At 62.5% G+C, this 19109-nt stretch carries 20 protein-coding genes and 1 tRNA gene; 9 read left to right on the top strand and 12 right to left on the bottom strand.

Translation table 11 applies throughout. From position 1 onward, the window contains the following. Nucleotides 1-245 precede the first annotated feature (245 nt). Both ACG873_RS08225 and ACG873_RS08220 read left to right on the top strand, forming a co-directional pair. On the top strand, nucleotides 246-1172 hold the full coding sequence (locus ACG873_RS08225; RefSeq protein WP_394891276.1) for a lysylphosphatidylglycerol synthase domain-containing protein: 927 nt from the start codon (nucleotides 246-248) through the stop codon (nucleotides 1170-1172). Nucleotides 1173-1340: 168 nt separating this feature from the next. Beyond that, nucleotides 1341-1415, top strand: a tRNA-Gln gene (locus ACG873_RS08220). 46 nt (nucleotides 1416-1461) lie between these two features. Here the strand turns inward: ACG873_RS08220 and ACG873_RS08215 are convergent. Continuing rightward, on the bottom strand, nucleotides 1462-2505 hold the full coding sequence (locus tag ACG873_RS08215; protein WP_394891275.1) for a tyrosine-type recombinase/integrase: 1044 nt from the start codon (nucleotides 2503-2505) through the stop codon (nucleotides 1462-1464). Between the two features lie 440 nt (nucleotides 2506-2945). Between ACG873_RS08215 and ACG873_RS08210 the strand changes: the two genes are divergently transcribed. After that, complete coding sequence (locus ACG873_RS08210; protein ID WP_394891274.1) at nucleotides 2946-3233, top strand: hypothetical protein; 288 nt, start codon at nucleotides 2946-2948, stop codon at nucleotides 3231-3233. Here ACG873_RS08210 and ACG873_RS08205 read toward each other — a convergent pair. Continuing rightward, entirely contained in the window at nucleotides 3208-4032 is an 825-nt protein-coding gene (locus ACG873_RS08205; RefSeq protein WP_394885740.1) for an IS5 family transposase, read from the bottom strand. The two genes, ACG873_RS08210 and ACG873_RS08205, sit on opposite strands and share 26 nt — an antisense overlap. A 193-nt stretch (nucleotides 4033-4225) precedes the next feature. Between ACG873_RS08205 and ACG873_RS08200 the strand changes: the two genes are divergently transcribed. Continuing rightward, nucleotides 4226-5170: a calcium-binding protein gene (locus ACG873_RS08200; protein ID WP_394891273.1), complete on the top strand. Its 945-nt coding sequence runs from the start codon at nucleotides 4226-4228 to the stop codon at nucleotides 5168-5170. A 547-nt stretch (nucleotides 5171-5717) separates the two neighbouring features. On the opposite strand, the gene ACG873_RS08195 is transcribed toward ACG873_RS08200, so the two are convergent. From ACG873_RS08195 to ACG873_RS08175, 5 genes are read right to left on the bottom strand one after another with little or no spacing between them, the layout of a single operon-like run. Beyond that, a complete protein-coding gene (locus tag ACG873_RS08195; RefSeq protein ID WP_394891272.1) occupies nucleotides 5718-7178 on the bottom strand; it encodes an aldo/keto reductase in 1461 nt (486 codons plus the stop codon). Between the two features lie 11 nt (nucleotides 7179-7189). Then, a complete protein-coding gene (locus tag ACG873_RS08190) occupies nucleotides 7190-8167 on the bottom strand; it encodes a branched-chain amino acid ABC transporter permease (protein ID WP_394891271.1) in 978 nt (325 codons plus the stop codon). Beyond that, nucleotides 8164-9075, bottom strand: a complete 912-nt coding sequence (locus tag ACG873_RS08185) for a branched-chain amino acid ABC transporter permease (protein ID WP_394891270.1) — start codon at nucleotides 9073-9075, stop codon at nucleotides 8164-8166. Before ACG873_RS08185 ends, ACG873_RS08190 begins: the two co-directional genes overlap by 4 nt. Next, nucleotides 9072-9827 carry an ABC transporter ATP-binding protein gene (locus ACG873_RS08180; protein ID WP_394891269.1) on the bottom strand — a complete coding sequence of 252 codons (756 nt, stop codon included), beginning with the start codon at nucleotides 9825-9827 and terminating at the stop codon, nucleotides 9072-9074. The genes ACG873_RS08185 and ACG873_RS08180 overlap by 4 nt, the downstream gene beginning before the upstream one ends. Next, a complete protein-coding gene (locus tag ACG873_RS08175; RefSeq protein WP_394891268.1) occupies nucleotides 9824-10633 on the bottom strand; it encodes an ABC transporter ATP-binding protein in 810 nt (269 codons plus the stop codon). The genes ACG873_RS08180 and ACG873_RS08175 overlap by 4 nt, the downstream gene beginning before the upstream one ends. A gap of 237 nt (nucleotides 10634-10870) precedes the next feature. Between ACG873_RS08175 and ACG873_RS08170 the strand changes: the two genes are divergently transcribed. From ACG873_RS08170 to ACG873_RS08155, 4 genes are all read left to right on the top strand, one after another. After that, the gene (locus ACG873_RS08170; protein WP_394891267.1) at nucleotides 10871-11584 is read left to right on the top strand and encodes a GntR family transcriptional regulator; all 714 of its coding nucleotides are present in this window, start codon (nucleotides 10871-10873) and stop codon (nucleotides 11582-11584) included. After that, nucleotides 11577-11924, top strand: a complete 348-nt coding sequence (locus ACG873_RS08165; RefSeq protein WP_394891266.1) for a TIGR04076 family protein — start codon at nucleotides 11577-11579, stop codon at nucleotides 11922-11924. The genes ACG873_RS08170 and ACG873_RS08165 overlap by 8 nt, the downstream gene beginning before the upstream one ends. Before the next feature lie 10 nt (nucleotides 11925-11934). Continuing rightward, complete coding sequence (locus tag ACG873_RS08160; RefSeq protein WP_394893406.1) at nucleotides 11935-12984, top strand: aldo/keto reductase; 1050 nt, start codon at nucleotides 11935-11937, stop codon at nucleotides 12982-12984. Between the two features lie 93 nt (nucleotides 12985-13077). Further along, nucleotides 13078-14343 (top strand): ABC transporter substrate-binding protein, encoded by a 1266-nt coding sequence (locus ACG873_RS08155; protein WP_394891265.1) that lies wholly within the window; start codon nucleotides 13078-13080, stop codon nucleotides 14341-14343. Between the two features lie 285 nt (nucleotides 14344-14628). On the opposite strand, the gene arsH is transcribed toward ACG873_RS08155, so the two are convergent. From arsH to ACG873_RS08130, 5 genes are all read right to left on the bottom strand, one after another. Then, nucleotides 14629-15360 carry an arsenical resistance protein ArsH gene (gene arsH, locus ACG873_RS08150; protein WP_394891264.1) on the bottom strand — a complete coding sequence of 244 codons (732 nt, stop codon included), beginning with the start codon at nucleotides 15358-15360 and terminating at the stop codon, nucleotides 14629-14631. A 115-nt stretch (nucleotides 15361-15475) separates the two neighbouring features. Next, entirely contained in the window at nucleotides 15476-15898 is a 423-nt protein-coding gene (gene arsC / locus ACG873_RS08145) for an arsenate reductase (glutaredoxin) (RefSeq protein ID WP_394891263.1), read from the bottom strand. Further along, nucleotides 15895-16572, bottom strand: a complete 678-nt coding sequence (locus ACG873_RS08140; RefSeq protein WP_394893404.1) for an aquaporin — start codon at nucleotides 16570-16572, stop codon at nucleotides 15895-15897. Before ACG873_RS08140 ends, arsC begins: the two co-directional genes overlap by 4 nt. A 17-nt stretch (nucleotides 16573-16589) precedes the next feature. After that, nucleotides 16590-17099, bottom strand: a complete 510-nt coding sequence (locus ACG873_RS08135) for an arsenate reductase ArsC (protein ID WP_394891262.1) — start codon at nucleotides 17097-17099, stop codon at nucleotides 16590-16592. A 13-nt stretch (nucleotides 17100-17112) separates the two neighbouring features. Then, nucleotides 17113-17445, bottom strand: a complete 333-nt coding sequence (locus ACG873_RS08130; RefSeq protein ID WP_394891261.1) for an ArsR/SmtB family transcription factor — start codon at nucleotides 17443-17445, stop codon at nucleotides 17113-17115. Between the two features lie 291 nt (nucleotides 17446-17736). On the opposite strand from ACG873_RS08130, the gene ACG873_RS08125 reads away from it, so the two are divergent. Continuing rightward, nucleotides 17737-18870 carry a metallophosphoesterase gene (locus ACG873_RS08125; RefSeq protein WP_394891260.1) on the top strand — a complete coding sequence of 378 codons (1134 nt, stop codon included), beginning with the start codon at nucleotides 17737-17739 and terminating at the stop codon, nucleotides 18868-18870. Nucleotides 18871-19109: the final 239 nt, after the last annotated feature.

Here is a 19109-nt window from a genome sequence, read left to right as displayed (position 1 = left end):
GCGCCGCGCGAACCGTTTCCGGACGCCGCAGGCCCGTCGAGATTTTCCGTTGCCGGCAGGATAGCAGCGCAAGGCGCATTCACCAAGGCCCTGTCGGCGAGGAATTCCAGCCGCATCCTCCAGCAGGCGCGCCGGCGGGTTGAACGAACCGCTTCGATAAGGCATTGCTGAAATGAGAAACCGTTCGGGCGCGGGGGATGCGCCGGCCCAAATGAAAGGAACCAGATAGGCATGGCCGTCGCGCAATGAAGCTGAAATCCTATGTGTGGCCCGCCATCGGACTGTGCGCCGTCGGATTTTCGCTCTGGCTGCTCTATCATGAGCTGCGCGGCATCTCGCTCGCCGACGTGGGCGATGGCCTTGCTGCCATTCCGCTGCGCGGCTGGCTGCTCGCCGCCTGCGGTTCCGCTGTCGCCTATGCGGCGTTGGCCGGATACGACCACATCGCACTCACGCATCTCGGCAGGAAGGTGCCGTTCGGCTTCATCACCGTCTGCTCCTTCACCACCTATGCCCTGTCCCACAACATAGGCGGCTCCGTGCTGTCGGGCGCAGTCATCCGCTATCGCGCCTATGGGTCAAAAGGCCTGAGCGGCCAGGAAGTCGGCGTGCTGGTCGCGCTCTGCTCGTTCACCTTCGTGCTTGGCGCCGCCCTGCTCGCCGCCCTGCTGCTCATCTTCGAGCCGCACGTGCTCGATCGTTTCGTCGACCTGCCGCCCATTTCAGCCTCGAGGCTGACCGGCGCCGCCATTCTCGGGCTGATCGCCCTCTACGTCTTCGGAAGCTGGCTGCATCTGAAGCCGGTCCGCATCGGCTCGCTGCAGATCCACTATCCGCGACTGCCGATCGTGGCGCGCCAGATGATCATTGGCCCGGTCGAGCTGATGGCGGCGGCGGCGATCATCTATTTCGCCCTGCCGGAAGCGGGCAATCCCGGTTATTTCGTGGTGCTCGGCGTTTTCGTCATCTCCTTCTCGGCGGCCTTGATCTCCCATGCCCCGGGCGGCCTCGGCGTCCTGGAGATCGTCTTTCTCGCCGGCCTGTCCGACATGGATCCGGCGGCAGTGCTCGCCGCCCTCCTCGTGTTCCGGCTGTTCTACCTGATCATCCCGCTGATCCTCGCTTTGTTCGTCGTGGTGGTTTTCGAGCGAGCGCAGTTTCAGCGCGGCTGAGCACAGCGGTCCGCTTGCGCTGGCTTTCGCGCCCGTAGGTGCGGCCTGGGCGATCTGCCCGAGGCTTCGCGAATTTGCCCACCCCTGGACTTGACTATTTCGCGACCACAGCTACAAGGCAGCCGGTATCCAAGCAGCCGACCGCGCAGCGGTTCCGTCGCCGCTTGCTGGGGAATAGGTTAACGGTAGACCCACGGACTCTGACTCCGTTAGTCCTGGTTCGAGATCCAGGTTCCCCAGCCACTTGATTTCATTGCACTTTTACCTTTTTCATTTGGAACATTTCGTGTCAGTTGGGCGCTTGGTTGGGAGAAATTGTTCTCTTTTCGAGCTTCCTAATGGCCGATTCCCCGAGCGCCGGGTCGCGGTGGAGGTAGTGCGCGTCGAGGATGGATCGCACGTCTCGCAAGCTATGTCCGGTGATGGTCGCGATCTCCGCTTCGGTGCATCCGGCCAATGCAAGGCGGGTGACGGCCGTCCCGCGAAGATCGTTGAAGGTGACGCCAACAATGCCAGCCGCGGCACACGCCTTGCGCCAAGATGAGCGGAAACCGTCTGCCGTCCAAGGGATGCCGTCGCTGTTCAAAAGGATCGGGCCGGCCTTGCCGCGGTCGACGTCGAGCACTGCTTTGAGCGGAGCGCCGACAGGGACTTGCACGCGGGCGCCTGTCTTCGATTGCTGGAGGCGGATCACTTTGCCGTCGTACTGCGTCCAGGTGAGACGCAGAAGGTCGCCTTGCCGCTGTCCTGTCCATAGGGCGAGGGTGAGCGCCCGATGAAGGTGAGCGGGTGCGCTGGCAAGGAATGCGGCCTCGTCGGCGTCGGTCCATACAAACTCGGCTCGGCTGCCACGATAGACGCGCCCGCCCTTCTCGCATGGGTTGGCTATGATGAGCCCCCGGCCGTGCGCCCATGAAAGGATCCTTGCCAGCACCTGCCATCCATAGTCGGCTTGCCGGCGTGATGCCTTCGCCCGCTTGTCTCGCCAGGACATGAACACATCGCGGGTGCGACGGTCGCCTAGGGCTGAGAGCGGAAAGTCTCCGAACTCCTTTTCAATGATCTTGATGAGGGCTGCATAGTCGCGGCGAGTGCGAAGTGCGAGGTCGTCCCATAGTGTAGTCGCCTGGAAGCCCTGGAGGATCGAAAGCAGCACGCCCCGGGGCGGCTCTTGCTTGCGCGCGACGGCAGCATTGTAGGCCGCGATGAACTCGGGATCGCCGGGTTTTCCGGGGAGCGCGGGGCCGCCCTTCCAAGCATAAAAGTAGCGACGATATGTGCCATCCGCGAGCTTCTTCGAGATTGAGTTGATACCTTTAAGCCGAACGCGCATGCTGCTTCTCCAACCAGCGATCGAGATCGCTCCGCTGCTCGGCAGCTTGCGATTCAGCCACCAGCACAATCTTCCCTGACGGGTCTATCTCGACTCGCGCCACCTTCATCCCCCCGGCCTTCGCACCACGAACGGCTCGGGCGAGATCCGTCTGACGAAATCCAGGTGACGGGCGGCGCGACATCTGTTGCTCTATTTGATTGTACTGGCAAGTGGCTTTGCTAAAGAGCTGCGCGGCGGACTTTGTATCGTTCCGCCGCACTCAATAGGGCGTAGGCCGGCATTCGTCACGAGATCAGCTGATCACTTGCATCTGAGCTGTCCGACACCAGCAGAACTGGGCGTCGCTAGCAGTGCTCCCAAGTTTCGATCTCGCTAACAATGACTTCGAACGGGGTACTCACTCGGTCATCGGGACCGATCACCCTTCCGATATAGCCATGGATGACCACAGGGACCCGCAAGTGATGCGGACAAGGGCCAATAAGCGGCCGATGCTCGAAGCGGTCTCTGAGCTGCTTTCTGCCCTTCTTCACATCAAGCAAGGCGAAACCGGAGCTAACCTTCATAAGAATACTCCTTCACGAGCGTTGAAACGTCAAAAGAACCACAGTAATAACCGCTGGATATGCGAACTTTACGGACGGCGCTGTGATGATCATCATGTAGGTGAGAGCCTGAATCAAAAAGGATGTTTTGATATCAAGCTCTTGCGAGCCTGCGTGTGAGCAGGCGAATGTGGGCGACGTATAACCAGGCTTCTGCGGAGGCGATGGATTTCTCCCAGTCCTTAGCCAGCCTGCGGCATCGCCCCAGCCATGCGAATGTGCGCTCCACGACCCAGCGGCGCGGCAGGACCTCGAAGCCTTTGGCTTTGTCCGTCCGCTTGACGATCTCCAGGGTGAACGTGCCGATCTTTTGCATCGCGCCCTTAAGCTTCGGCCCGGCATAGCCGCCGTCGGCGAAGACGTGTCGCAGCCACGGCCAGCGTTCGAGAATGGTCTTGAGGGCAGCCGGTGCGCCGTCCCGGTCCTGGATATCGGCGGCATGGACGACGAGACCGACCATCAGCCCGATGGTGTCGACAACGATGTGACGCTTGCGCCCGTTGATCTTCTTTCCTGCGTCGAAGCCCCGAATTCCGCCGCTTTCCGTGGTCTTGACCGATTGGCTGTCGATCACGCCCGCCGTCGGACTCGCTTCCCGACCCTCGGCCTCGCGCGCCGCCATGACGAGGCTGTTGCTGATGGTCCGCAACAGGCCCTCCTCACGCCAGCGATAGAAGTACTTCTGCACCGTTGAAAAGGGTGGGAAGTCTTTCGGCAGCAATCGCCACGCGCCGCCCGACGAGGCGAGGTAAAGAAGTGCGTTCACGACCTCGCGCAGGTCCGTCTTGCGCGGCCGGCCGATGCGGTTCGCCGACGGCATCATCGGCGCAATCAGCGCCCACTCCGCATCGGTCAGATCGCTTGCGTAACGGGCGCAACGCCGCTCATAATGCGCACGGGTGATTTCAGTCCAGGCCATCGTGATCTCCATCAGATCTCGCAAATCCGACGGAATCACAACCTGCTGAAATCACTCAACTCTTTTTGGAACGGACACTTACACCGATGTATTTTTTACACTTACGAATACGCGAGATGGACCGTGGAAAGATTACCAGCTTGTCATTCACGATGCGGTTTCGAACAACGAATTACTATGGCCATCAATATTCATGAGCATCATGATAAAAACTCCTGACGGGCAGGCAATAGCAACAATAGATGGGCTAGGATCGTCCTACTTTCAATTCATTGAAGACGTAAGGAACAACGATCATGACGCCATCAAAAACTTATTCTTGGATCAGTTGAATTTCAATGGATCTAACATCGGAGATCATTTTTACAGTTATTACGATTCATACGTTGTGCATGGCGCTGGTGGAGATGATGTGCTCGAAGGTCATGGATCTCTGTACGGCGATGACGGAAACGATACTTTAACGGGCGGCGACCAGGCCAACAGCCTCTATGGTGGTGCCGGCAACGATCGGTTGGATGGGGGAGCCGGCGCGGACAACCTGACCGGCGGCGACGGAAATGATACTTACATAGTCGACAATGCAGCTGACGAGGTCGTTGAGGGCGCCGCCGGCGGTACGCTGGACTGGATCGCCACGTCGGTCAGCTACACGCTCGGCGCAGGCGCCCAGATCGAGAAGCTCAGCACCGCCTCAAATGGCACAACCACGGCGATCAACCTGATCGGCAACGAATTCGCACAAACGGTGGTCGGCAATGCCGGCGCCAATCTGATCAATGGCAGGGGCCGAAGCGATGTGCTGTATGGGTATGGCGGGAATGACACCTTTGTGTTCAACACCGCGATCGGGCCGGGCAATGTCGATCACATCGCCGACTATAGTGCGCCCGATGACAAGATCCGCCTCGAAAACGCGGTGTTCACGGCTTTGTCAGACGTTGGCAAACTGGCGTTCTCGCACTTCTGGTCAAGCACAACCGGCGAGGCTCACGACGCGGATGACCGCGTGACCTATGAGACCGACACCGGCTGGTTGCGTTATGACGCCGATGGAGCGGGTGGAACGGCCGCAATCCACTTTGCAACGCTCGACGCGAACCTCGATGTCACCAGAAATGATTTCTATGTGATCTAGAACGCTCGCCAGGGTGCCGAATAGACCCGCGTCGCGATTTCATTCGTCGTGAGCACCGTCTGTTCATCCAGTGCTCCCGATTGTGACGAAGAACCGGCAACACCTCAGCGGTCCATCGATCGCGGCGGCTCCATTGCCTCTCCGATCAGTTTGGCGAAATTGCTATCCTGCGCCTCGCCCCGGAACAGGGCCTGACCTGGCTTGTGTGCGTGCAACCGATGCGCCATGCTTATCCGGCAGGGAAGGCGTGCGAAACTTATGGCACTTTCGAACAACGATTACCGCGTCATCTTGGGCATCGCGCTGGACCTGTAAGCCGATCATGGCTTCGGCGGCTGGCGTCGAGTGCCTTCGCAAATCGTCGCTGAACGTCGAAATCGCGGTGATTTTTCTCGGATGCAAAGTTGTGCTGCTCAGCGCCAGCTTCACGACGCTGATCCAGCCGCAGTTGATCGGGGAGGAGCTGAAGCTCGGTGGCTCCCGACATGCTCCTCCAGGCGGCCGTTGCGACGCAGCGCCTTCATCGTGAGGCACCGAATAATACGCTTCAGACGATCGCTTCGGCCTCGATCTCGACTTCATAATTGCCGATCAGGTTGCCGGCTTCGATAAGCGTATTGGCCGGAAGTATCTCCCCGAACACGCGCCCATGCGCGCGCGATACCGGTTCCCACTGAGAGGCGTCGCGGAGATAGATACGGGTGCGCACCACATCTTCCATTTTGCCGCCGAGGGCGGCTAGAGATGCCGCGATCTTGTCGAGGATGTAGGTGGTTTGTGCGCCGGCATCGCCCGGCGCCACGCAGCGATTGAAGGCATGAGTTGCGGTGGTTCCGGAAACGCGGATCAAGTCTTTGACCCGGACGGCGCGGCTGTATCCGGCGATCGGTTCCCAGACACTGCCCGACGAGACGCGAAGACGATCAGGGCGGCCCGGCATCGGTTCTGCGACGAAGACCGACGGAATGGCGTCGAGATGGTGGCTGAGATCACCGGAGGCGGTCAGATAGGGCGGCCGCCGGTATTCGTCGCCGCAATCGCCGGGGATCGGTTTTGTTGCAGCGAAGGCTTCTTCGAGCGCGGCCTTATCTTCAGCGTCGAGCGCGAAGCTGAAAACATTCAGATTGTCGGAGCGGTGCTCGCTCTCGCCGATGCGCGCGCCGACGATCGCCGCCGCCACCGCCTCGTGTTCCAGCACCCACCGCATCGCGACGTTGGAAATCGAGACGCCATGCTTCCGCGCGATATTGCCCGCCGCCGCCAGTATGTCCTGGAAGGCGTCCCAGCCGCCTGCAGTGTCGATGAAGCGCTTGTATTTCGAGCGGCTCCAGTCAGCCATTGAGAGGGGTTCATCCTTCCCAAGCCATTTGTTGGATAGAAAGCCGCCGCACAGCGTTCCGTAAGCCAGGAGCTTGACGCCGGTCTTTCTGCAAAGCTGAGACAGCGGGCCGGCGGCACGACGATCGACCAACGAGAACGAAACCTGGTTGGTGGCGACCGGCACACCGTCGGCCAGCGCCAGCGCCAGATGCGCGGCGTCGAAATTGGTGACCCCGAGCGCGCCGATCAGGCCTTCGTCGATAAGCCGCGCCATTTCATGCAGCGCGTCGAGCCAGGCGGGATGCTCGAAGGTCCACCAGTGGAACTGCAGCAGGTCGATCCTGTCGATCCCAAGGCGGTCGAGCCGCTCCTGCACGCCCCTTCGGACGATTTCTGCGGTCATCGGGCCGGGCTCCGGGCACCATTTGGTGAAGGCCGCCGGTCGGCGCGAGGCATCGGGGTAGCGCGCGAGCAGCCGCCCAGCGATCAGTTCGGCGCTGCCATAGTGATCGGCCATGTCGAACGTGTCGAAGCCAGCCTCGGCATAGGCCTGGAGCGCATCGGCGGCGCGTTCGGGATCAAGCAGCGTGCCGCCCTTTTCAAGATCCGCGACTTGCCAGAGGCCGCAGATCAGGCGGCTGATGTTGTTGTTGTCGCCAAGGGCGATGCGGTCGGGACGTTTCGGCATGGAAGGCTCGCTCATGGTTCGGATACCGGTTTGCCGGCCAGCCGCCCGATATGGCGGGAGACGGTCTTCACCTCGCCCAGAATGCCGCGCGGGCGTAGAAGCAGTATCGCGCATAGCCCGACGCCGATCATCACGATCTGCAGCGAGGCCGCGCGGGCCTGCTCACCAGGCGGGAACAGCGACGCTATCGCGCCGGCCGAGCCTGCCCAGATGCCCCAGACCAGGATCGCGCCGAGGATCGCGCCGCGATTGTTGCCGGAGCCGCCGACGATCAGCATCGCCCACACCTGGAAGGTCAGCATCGGCATGTAATTGTCGGGCGCGATGAAGCCGATGAAATGCGCCTGCGCGGCGCCGGCGAGACCCATGATCGCGCCGCCTATGGCAAATGCCTGCAGCCGGAATCTCGTCGCACTCTTGCCGAGCGCAAGTGCGGCCGTCTCGTCCTCGCGAATGGCGCGCAACACCCTGCCCCACGGGCTGCGCAGCAACCGCTCCAGCGCCAGATAGAGCGCAAGCACAACCAGGACGAGGACGCCGAGATTGGCGAGGCTGAAGGCCAGCGGGTCACCTGCCAGGCTGGCGAACGGCCGCGGAATGAAGCCGATGCCGAACGGCCCGCCGGTGACCGGCTCCAGATTGAGTGCGCAAAGCTGCACGGCGACGGCTACGCCGAACGTCGCGATGGCGAGATAATCGGCACGAAGCCTGATCGTCAGAGCGCCGATCAGGAAGGCGACGAGCCCCGCCGCCAGCACAGCACCCAGCCAGCCGGCGACGATCGGCAGGCCGAAGCCGCCGAAGCGGCCGGCCGCATCCGGCGTGGTCAGCAGCGCCGAGACATAGGCTCCGATCGCGACGAAACCGGCTATGCCGACATTGAACAGGCCGGTCTGGCCCCACTGGACGTTGAGGCCGAGGCACATGATGGCGTAGGTCAGCGCCATGGTCAGGAAGAAGGCGCCGTAGGCGACCAGTTCGACGCTCATTCCGGCCTCCCGAAAAGACCCTGCGGCCGGAAGAGCAGGACGGCTACGAGGATGACGAAGGCGATGGCCGCACGCCATTCGGCGCCGACTAATTGCACCGCGAATGCCTCGGTGAGGCCGACGATTAGCCCGGCGAGCATCGCGCCTGGCACGCTGCCAATGCCGCCGAGGATCGCCGCAGCGAACAGGGGCAACAGCAGGTCGAGGCCCATATAGGGTCGGACCTGCACCAGCAGCCCGGCCATGATGCCGGCGACCGCCGCCAGTCCCGCACCAAGCAGCCAGACCGTGCGGATCACCTTGCGCACGTCGACGCCGACGACACCGGCTAGCTGTTGGTTTTCGCTCACCGCCCGCATCGAGCGGCCGATGGCGGTGCGGGTCAGCAGCACATGGATGGCGACGACCAGAATTGCGGCAAGCCCAAGCGACAGCAACTGGTCCGGGGTCGCCCTCAATCCGCCGCCGAGCGGCAGCGCGATCTGCAGCGCCTTGGTGTAGTAGGCAGGCTTTGCCGTGAAGATGAATTCGAGCAGGCTGCGCAGCGTCAGCGCCGCGCCGAAGCTCGCCATGACCATGATGATGACCGTACTGCGCTGCGCGCGCAGGCGGCCGAACAGCATTGCGTCAACCAAGAGCGCAAGCCCGCCGGTCAATGCGATTGCCGCGCTTGCCGCAATCGGCAGCGACCAGCCGAAGGAGAAAGGGCCGATCGGCGCCAGCAGCGAAGGAGCCAGCCAGCCGAGTGCGCCGCTCGCTGCAAGCGCGATGTAGGCGCCCCATGCCAGGAATTCGCCATGCGCGAAATTGGCGAAGCGCAGGATCGAATAGGTCAGCGTCACGCCGATCGCGCCAAGCCCGATCATCGAGCCGGTGACCAGCCCGTCCATCAGCGCCTGAGGGTTCATAGGGCGGCCGCTTTCGGTTCACGGCGCGCGCCGAGATAGAGTTCGGCCACTATCGGATCGCCGGCGAGCGTCGCCGCCGGGCCTTCATGGCGCAGCAGCCCCTCGACAAGGATAACCGCGCGGTCGGCGATGGCGAGCGCCGCCTTCACATTCTGCTCCACCAGGACGATTGTGACTCCCGTTTCGTTTATCGCCTTGAGAGTCGAGAAAACCTCGGCGACGATCTTCGGGGACAGGCCCGCCGAGGGCTCGTCGAGGATCAGGACCGACGGCTCGACGACCAGCGCCCGGGCCACGGCCAGCATCTGCCGCTGGCCGCCCGAAAGCTGGCCGGCGCGCATCGACGGCCGTACAGCGAGATCGGGAAACATTCCATAAAGCGCGGCGATGCGCTCCTGCCGCCGGTCTTTCGGCAGGATATTCGCCGCCAGAAGCAGGTTCTCATGGATGGAAAGCGTCGCGAAGATGTTCTCGGTCTGCGGCACGAAGGCCAGTCCGTGGCGGATCTTCTGATGCGCCGGCACAGAAGTGATGTCTGCATCGCCCAGCGATGCCATTCCGGAATGGATCGGCACCAGCCCGGCTATCGCCTTGACGAAGGTCGACTTGCCGGCCCCGTTCGGCCCGAGCACCACGACCAGTTCGCCCTGGCGGATCGCAAAGTCGACACCGCGCACGATCGGCAGGTCGCGCTCGTAGCCGGCGACGAGCTTCTTTGTCGAAAGCGCAATGGGCCGTTCGGAAACACTCACGCCGCGACCCCGCCGAGATAGGCTTCAATGACCGCCGGGTTGCGCGCGACCTCGGCTGGCGGTCCCTCGGCCAAGTGCCTGCCCGCCGCCATCACCACCACGCGCCTGCAAAGCCGCGCCACCATTTCCATATTGTGCTCGATAAGCAGCACCGATTTCCCCCGCGCATTGAGCTCGAGAACGCGGTCGATAATGATCTCGAGCAGCGTCGGGTTAACACCGGCCGCCGGCTCGTCGAGCAGGACGGTTGCTGGATCGGCCATCAATATGCGGGCGAGTTCGAGCAACTTGCGCTGCCCGCCCGAAAGCACCCGCGCCGGCTCGCTTTCCAGCCCGGAGAGCGTGACGAAATCGAGCAGCGCCCGGGCCCGGTCTACGGCCGCCTTCTCTTCGGCGGCGACACGGCCCGGCTGCAGGAAATTCTTCCAAATGTGCTCGCCTGCCTGGCGCTGGCCGCCGGTCAAGACGTTTTCGAGCACCGTCATCTCCGGAAACGGGCGCGGGATCTGGAACGTGCGCCCGAGGCCGCGCGCGATGCGCCGCTCCGGCCCTTCCGCCGACACCTCCTCGCCCGAAATCCTGATCGAACCGGAAGTCGGCTTCAGGCTGCCGGCGATGAGGTTGAACAGGGTGGTCTTGCCGGCGCCGTTAGGTCCGATAAGGCCCAGCATCTCACCCGGTTGCAGTGCGATCGACATGCCGTTGACGGCGCGCAGGCCGCCAAACCGCCTTACCAGATCGCGCGCCTCGACGGGCGCGGCCGCCGCGGAACTCGTCGGTTTTGTTGCGTCGGCGGCAGGCGGCATCGCGGCTTCCGTACGTCAAAATTGTGATCGCTGATGTTTGATCAAACTTTACATCAGAGCGAAACGCAACTAAAAAATCCGAACGGCCGCACCCGCGGCGCGAAGTCGAACGGCGGTCACAATGCCCGAACGGGAATGTCAGCGCACAGTCGAATACACCCACCCGGCGTTAGCCGGAGACCTTTTCAACTTTGACAGGACAATCGTTCGATTGAGCCGAGTCCAGGGGTCCCATGCATGAGCCGCCGCGCGCTCTCCCCGGTCGGCCGCGAGACTCTGCATGACCGCGTCTATGCCGAACTGCGCCGCTCGCTGATCCACGGCATGTTCGACGCCGGCGACATGCTGCGCATCCAGGACCTCGCCGAGACGCTGCAGACCAGCACCATGCCGGTTCGCGAGGCGCTCGGCCGGCTCGTGTCCGAGCAGGCGTTGGAGGCGCTGCCCAACCGCTCGGTGCGCGTGCCCGTCATCACCCGCGAAAGGCTCGACGACCTCGCCCGCGCGCGCTGCCTGATTGAAGGGCAGATCACCGCGCTCGCATTGTCCAATCTTTCGGGTGAGGATTTCGCAAAACTGCGGCAGCTCACGATCGAATGCGAGACGGCGTTCCGCGGCGATGAAAAGGACAAGGCGCAGACCACGTCCGAACTCAACCACGCGTTCCACTTCTACATCTACCGCGCTGCAGGCTCGGCGGTGCTCATCCCGATCGTGGAGAGCCTGTGGCTGCAGTCGGGACCGTATGTGCGCGCCGCCGCCCATATCCACGACGAACGGCGCGACATCCCCGCCACCCATCATCACTGGGCGCTGATCGAGGCGTTGGAACGCGGCGATGTCGCCGGTTCCATCAAGGCGCTGACCGACGACATCACCCGCTCCTTCAATCTCATCCGGTCCCGCCTCGATGAGCAGGACATGCCGGAAAAGGCGGTGAGCTATGCCTGACGCCCGCGACGACTCCTTCGAGCTCTACGATCTCCGCGTCGAGGTGACCGCGCCGGAAGGCGGCCCGATCTATTGCGGCGCCAAGGTCGGCGACCATTTCGAGTTGCGCGGCGAGATGCTGCATTTACCGGCGGGCCAAGGCTTTTCGATCTACTCGCTGGCTGCGCTCTTGCCGCTGTTGCCGGCCAAGCAGCGGCCGACCCACAAGAACGACTGGATGACCACCGACGCGGAAGTGGCCTGCCCAGACCCGAACTGCTCGTCGCGCTTCCGCATCACCCGGCTCGGCCTTCGCCGTTTCAGCCATGCCCAGATCACGGCGGTGCCGCTCGATGACTGACCACACGGCAATGCAGCGCATTCAACTGGCGCCAGGCTACGAAATCTCGCGCGTCATTCGCGGCGGCTGGCAGCTCGCCGGAGGGCACGGCTCCGTCCGCAGCGACGATCCGATCGCCGACATGATTGCGTTTGCCGACGCCGGCGTCACCACTTTCGATTGCGCCGACATCTATACCGGCGTCGAGGAACTGATCGGTCGTTTCCGCCTGCGCTACCGCGACTTGCGCGGACAGGAAGCGCTCGATCGCATCCGGGTGCATACGAAATTCGTGCCCGATCTCGATGTGCTGCCGCGCATAACCAAGGCTTATGTCGAAGGCGTCATCGACCAGTCGCTGCGCCGGCTTAATCTCGATAGCCTCGACCTCGTGCAGTTCCACTGGTGGGACTACGACGCGCCACGCTGGCTGGAAGCCGCGCAATGGCTCGGCGAATTGCGCCGGGAAGGCAAGATCCGCCAGATCGGCGGCACGAATTTCGACACCGACCACATACTCGCCATCATCCAGGGAGGCGTGCCGCTGGTCTCGATGCAGGTGCAGTATTCTCTGCTCGACGCCCGTCCGGCCAAGCGCATGGCGGCCGAAGCCGCCCGCCACGGAGTCTCGCTGCTCTGCTACGGCACGGTGGCCGGCGGCTTTCTCGGCGACAAATGGCTGGGCGCCGACGAGCCAGCCGAGCCGCTCGAGAACCGGTCGCTCGTTAAATACAAGCTTATCATCGACGATTTCGGCGGCTGGGATCTGTTCCAAACCCTGCTCAAAACCCTGCGCGGCATAGCAGACCGGCACGGCGTCGACATCGCGACCGTGGCGAGCGCGGCGATGCTCTCGCGGCCGGGCGTCGCCGGCGTCATCGTCGGCGCACGCAACCGCTCGCACCTCCAGTCCAATCTGGCGATCTCCAGCCTGGCGCTGACCGAAGACGACCATGATCGGATCAAGGCCGTTCTGGCTGTGGCCAACCCGCTCTCCGGCGATGTCTACGAGCTGGAGCGCGACCGCGGCGGACGCCACGGCATGATCATGAAATACAATCTCAACAAGGGAGCCGCCTGAAAGCCGCGCCGTGGGAGACGGCGTGAAAATACCGGAAACAAGAATGAACCAGTGGCCGCGCGCATGCCGGCCAGACAAAAAGGGGAATGCGACATGAAGAAGATGCTTCTGATCACCACGCTGCTGACCGCCATAGGCGCGTCGGCCGCGCCGGCTCTCGCGGCCGACTGCGACATCACCATCGGCGTTGTCATGGAACTGACAGGCCCGGCCGGCGCATACGGCCAAGCCGGCGCGAAATCCGTCGAGATGGCCTTCCGCGATTTCAACGAAGCAGGCGGCGTCGACGGCTGCAATCTCGTCACCGACACGCGCGACAGCCAGAGCCAGGGCACCGTCGCGGTCGACCAGGCGACGCAACTCGTCAACATCAAGAAGGTGCCGGTCATCATCGGCGGCATCATCTCATCAGTGTCGATCCCGATCCTGACCTCGGTCACCGCTCCCGCCGGCGTCGTGCAGGTCTCGCCGGCCTCGTCCTCGCCGACGCTGACCCAGCTTGCCCGCGACGGCAAGACCAGTGGCGTGTTCTTCCGCACCATCACCTCGGATGCGCTGCAGGGCACGGCAGCGGCCAAATACGCGCTCGACCAGGGCCTGAAGAAGATCGCCATCATCCACGTCAACAATGATTTCGGCGTCAACATGGTGCGCGAATTCACCGCCGCCTACGAAAAGCTCGGCGGCACGATCACGTCGGTCACACCCTACAACGAGAAGCAGGCGAGCTACTCGTCCGAAGCGAGCGCGGCCATGGCCGGCGAGCCGGAAGCGCTGTACCTCGTCAGCTACCCCGTCGACGGCGCGACCATCGCCCGCGCCTGGATCTCGGGCGGCAGCGCGCCGAAATTCCTGCTCAATGACGGCATGAACTCGGCCGAATTCATCGAAGCCGTCGGCGCGCAATATCTGAACGACGCCTACGGCACCTCATCGGGCACCAGCCCGACCGCCTCGACCGAATATTTCAACGGCGCCTATGAGGCATTTTCGGGTGGCATCAAGCCCGACGCGCCGGCCGCCGACCGCTCCTACGACGCCGGCGCAATCGTGGCGCTGGCCGTGGCGAAGGCGGGCAAGGGCGACGCCGCCGCGATCAAGGCAGCAATCCCGCAAGTGGTCGCGCCCGGCGGCGAGCCGATCCACGCCGGCAAGGAGGAATTCGCCAAGGCGCTCGGCCTCATCAAGGAGGGAAAGCCGATCAAGTATGAAGGCGTCATCGGCCCGGTCAGCTTCGACGAATATGGCGACATTACCGGCCCGTTCCGCCTGTGGCGCATCCAGAACGGCGAAATCACCACGGTCGGCGAGATCGGGGCCGACGAGGTCGGCAAGATCAAGAGCGGGCTCGCTCAGTGATTGTCAGACTGCCAGCGTAGCAAACCTTACCGCGACCGTTTGGCGACATGGAAGCATGCTTCGGCGGGCTGAATCGGGGCCCGCCGAACATGATGCTGGTGTTGTCCTCTCGTCGTACAGACATCACTCGGCACGAGTCCGAGCGCAGCGCGCCAGCGTCGGGTTACCGAGAGGCTCGAGCTGGGATGCTGCTTTTTCGAGTTTCATACAATTAAACCCAAGCGTCCTGGAACTTCGGTCAATCGGAATTCGAGTCTTATCGAAATTCATCTGCGTGAACTCGCCTCACTGCGAGCGCTGGCTGACCCGCTTGGAGACTTCCTCGGCGCTTTCCACGCGCTCCGAATAGCGGTCCGTCAGGTAGTCGGCACGGTCGCGCAGCAGCAGAGTAAACTTCATCAGCTCCTCCATCACGTCGACGATGCGGATGTAGTAGGACGAGGGCTTCATCCGCCCAGCCTCATCGAACTCGTTGAACGCCTTGGCGACCGAGCTCTGGTTGGGGATCGTGAACATGCGCATCCAGCGGCCGAGCACGCGCAGTTGGTTGACGGCGTTGAAACTCTGGGAGCCGCCGCAGACCTGCATGACCGCCAGCGTGCGACCTTGGGTGGGGCGTACGCCGCCGAGCGACAGCGGCAGCCAGTCAATCTGCGCCTTCATGATGCCCGTCATGGAGCCGTGGCGCTCCGGTGAGCACCAGACCTGGCCCTCCGACCACAATGACAGATCGCGCAGTTCCTTGACCTTGGGATGATCGGGCGACGTCGAATCCGGAAGCGGCAGTCCGGAAGGGTTGAAGATCCGCACTTCGGCTCCGAGCCTGCGAAGGATCTGCGCCGCCTCCTCGGTCGCCAGCCTCGAATAGGAGCGCTCCCGTAGAGATCCGTAGAGCATTAAAATTCGGGGCGGGTGCGAGGCGCGCGGCGCGTCGAAGAGCGCGACCGCGTCGATGGGCTGGAACTGGTCCTCGTCGATGTTCGGGAAGGTGTCCATGGGACGAGCGGCGTCGGTCATTGCAGAACTCCGGGTACTTGCGCGCGATGTCGCGCGATATAATTCGATATACTTGGAAATATAGATAGCACCGGGAGCGCAGGTCAACCCTGGTTTCGAAGAAACAGAAATAGCGTCAGCGCACGCGCTTTCCCGATGCGTCGATCACGACCTCTCCGTCGTCCTTGATGAAAGGACCGATATCCGGATTGGGCAGGATCTCGAGGACAGCTTCCGACGGCCGGCATAGCCTCGTGCCCTTGGGCGTCACTACGATCGGTCTGTTGATCAGGATCGGATGCGCGATCATGAAGTCGAGCAGTTCGTCGTCCGTCCACTTTAGATCGCCGAGACCGAACTGCGCATAGGGCGTGCCCTTTTCCCTCAGAAGGTCGCGCGGCGTGATGCCAATAGCCGCGATCAGCTCGACCAGTTTCTCACGCGAAGGCGGCGTCTTCAGATATTCGATCACTTCCGGCTCCTCGCCGGACTGGCGGATCATGGCGAGCGTGTTGCGCGAGGTCCCGCATTCCGGGTTGTGGTAGATGGTGACCGTCATTCTGCGGGCCTTGGCTGTTGTATAGGTTTCGGTTCGGAAAGCATCCAGCTGGCCAGAGCGAGCGCCAAAACCGCACCAAGAAGTTCGGCAAGGACAAACCCCGGCAGGTCGGCTGGGCGGATTCCCGCGAAGGTGTTGGAGAACGCGCGAGCTATGGCGACGGCCGGATTGGCGAAGGATGTCGACGCGGTGAACCAGTACGCGGCGGTGATGTAGAGCCCGACCAGCCAGGGGATCGCGTCGGAGCGGAAGCGCAGGCCCGCCAGAATGGTGAAGACGAGACCGAAGGCGGCGACCGCTTCAGCGATCCATTGCCCGGTTCCGGTTCGGGCAGTGGCGGAGAATTGGAGGATCGGCAGCTCAAACATGGCGTGCGCCAACAATGTCCCGGCAACGCCGCCGGCGACCTGGGCGGCGACATAGGCCAGCGCGGCACTCGCGACAATCTCCCGTCGCAGCGAAAAGACCAATGTGACCGCCGGGTTGAAATGGGCTCCCGAGATCGGGCCGAGAATCGTGATCAGGACGACAAGTATCGCACCTGTCGGCAAGGTATTGCCGAGCAACGCGACCGCGACGTCATCCGTCAGCTTGTCGGCCATGATGCCGGAGCCGACAACGGTCGCGACTAGGATCGCCGTGCCGAGGGCTTCCGCGATGACGCGGCGGGGCATGTCGGCGGCCACGATGCTCAGCCGGCCTTGGGGAGATTACTGCCGATTTCGTCGAGCCGCCGTTGCAGCGCAAGCTTGTCGATTGACGCCATCGGGAGGCTGGTAAAAATCGAAATGCGGCTGTTGAGCATCCGGTATGCCTCGGCGAATGCGAGGTGTTTCTCGGCGTCGGTGCCTTCAGCCGCTGCCGGGTCAGGAATGCCCCAGTGCGCCGTCATCGGCTGCCCCGGCCATACCGGACAGGCTTCATTTGCAGCATTATCGCAGACGGTGAAGACGAAATTCAACTCGGAAGCACCCGGCGCCGCAAACTCTTCCCAGCTTTTCGAGCGTGCGAAGGAAATATCGAAATTGAGACTCTTGAGGAGCTGTAGCGCGTAGGGATGCACCTCACCTTTCGGCTGCGATCCGGCTGAGAACGCCCTGAAGCGGCCTTGACCGACCCGGTTCAGTATCGCCTCGGCGAGGATAGATCGCGCCGAATTCCCTGTGCACAAGAAAAGTACGTTGAATGGTTGATCGCTCATTGGCAGACTCCTCCTAGCATTCGCAGGTGACGGCGTTGATGACGGGACGGCAAAGCTCCGGCGAACCGTTGCAGCAGTCCTCCATGAGGTAGGCGAGCAAGTCGCGGAATCCGGTCATGTCGGCGACGTAGCGCACGACGCGGCCGTCCCGCTCGGCACGGACCAAGCCTGCGTGATGGAGGATCTTCAGATGCGCCGACGTGGTGTTCTGGACTGCGCCGAGCCGGGATGCGATCTCGCCGGCAGGTACACCCTCCGCGCCCGCCTTTACGAGAAGCCGGAAAACATCCAGGCGCGTTTCCTGTCCGAGCGCCGCTAGCGCGGCCAATGCAAGCTTCTTATCCATATATCCATAATAACCGATATTTGAGACGGTATTATGACATTGCGACAGCCCTGTGAAGAGAGGGCAATGGCGGTTTTCATGTAAGCCTCCCGCCGCGTCGCGCGTCCTGGACAAGACGATCCCGCCGAAGCTTTCGAGCCGCGGCGAACGGCTTGAGGAAAGCTGCTGAGTCTAGTTGCACCCGACGAACCGTCGTAGGCTCCCGCAGAGAGGCCAAAAAGAGGGCTGGGTTAAATTCACGTCGCTTCGCTCAAGCCAATGCGATTAACGCGTAAGTCGGACGGATGAACGATGAACGAATGCGGCGGCAACCGGCATTGGCCTCGATCCAGACGCGCCGTCGTCGTGCAATTGCTCGGCCTTGGTGCAGCGGCCATGGTCCCTCGAGTCTCGTTGGGTCAGGCTGCACCACAACGGCCCCAAACGGACGCAACATTCATCTTTGCCAGTGACATCCATGCCTGCCGCATGGCTAGCGGCCTGAGCCCTAATTGCGCGAATGAGGGCAAGACGGATGCAAACCTCCTTCGCCACATCGCCGCGATCAATCGTATTTCTAAGGAGAGTTGGCCGGAGCAACTTGACGGGGCTGCGACGAGGCTTGCCGGTGCGGGACACAAGATCGCGGAGCCGCTCGGCTTGATTATCGGCGGCGACATGACCGATGACGGCGGCGGTCAGGTCGCGACACCCGGCGAGGGATCACAGCTTCGCCAGTTCAGCCAGCGCTACCAGCAGGGTGTCGGTCCCGACCGTATCCATTTTCCGGTTTACACCGGTCTTGGCAACCACGACCTGGATCAAGACGGCCCACCGCCTCAGGTCGATTGGTATCGGCGAGAACTGCGGGACTATGTCGAACTCAATCACCGCACGACAGTATTTTTCAAGCCGCCAGTGCCGGTGTCAAACTACGATGTGGCGTCCGACAACTACTCGTGGGACTGGGGTGGACTCCATCTCATCCAGGCGCACCGCTTCGCTGGCGACACCACGAAAGGCGCAATCAGCGGCCTGCCCTGGCTCAAGAACGACCTCGCCACCTACGCTGCCGATGGCCGGCCAGTCGTGCTGTTCCAACATTACGGCTGGGACCAATTCTCGACCGAGCGATGGGACCCCGCCAGGCAAACTTTCGACGATGACGGGTCCGGCCCGCCGCACTGGTGGAGCGATGCGGAGCGCCAGACTCTGCTTTCGGTTCTCGCGCAATACAATGTCATCGGCATTTTCCATGGCCACCAGCACGAAACCGCAATGGTCTATCGGCATAGCGGATTGGACCTCTTCAAGCCGAAAGCCGCGTTCATGGGCGGCTTTGCCGTGGTGCATGTCACGGACGACTATTTGGATGTCGCATTCGCCGAAGCAGTTGGTAACGGCGGCGTGAAATTTACGAACGCCTTTAACAGGCCCCTCCGATAGCCCGATCCTGGATCGAGGAGAAACAGCGGGAAATTGGCCGCCTCGGCGTCTGGCTAAGGAACGCAATCGAGGGATCGCTGCGCTTCGCTGTTCAGAGATGTGTTCGACACTACTGCCGAAACTGCGCGCGATGCTTCGCGGCACGGCAATAGGCGCAGTCGCGCCATTTCGCGACATTCATGGCCCTTCTTAAAAGCTGCCCTTCGCGCAACGGCTCCAGTCGACCAGACTGGACAGAT

Origin of the sequence: Allomesorhizobium aridi, from assembly GCF_043769475.1 — a bacterium.
GTDB lineage: Bacteria > Pseudomonadota > Alphaproteobacteria > Rhizobiales > Rhizobiaceae > Allomesorhizobium.
This window is presented reverse-complemented; position numbering and strand designations above follow the sequence as displayed.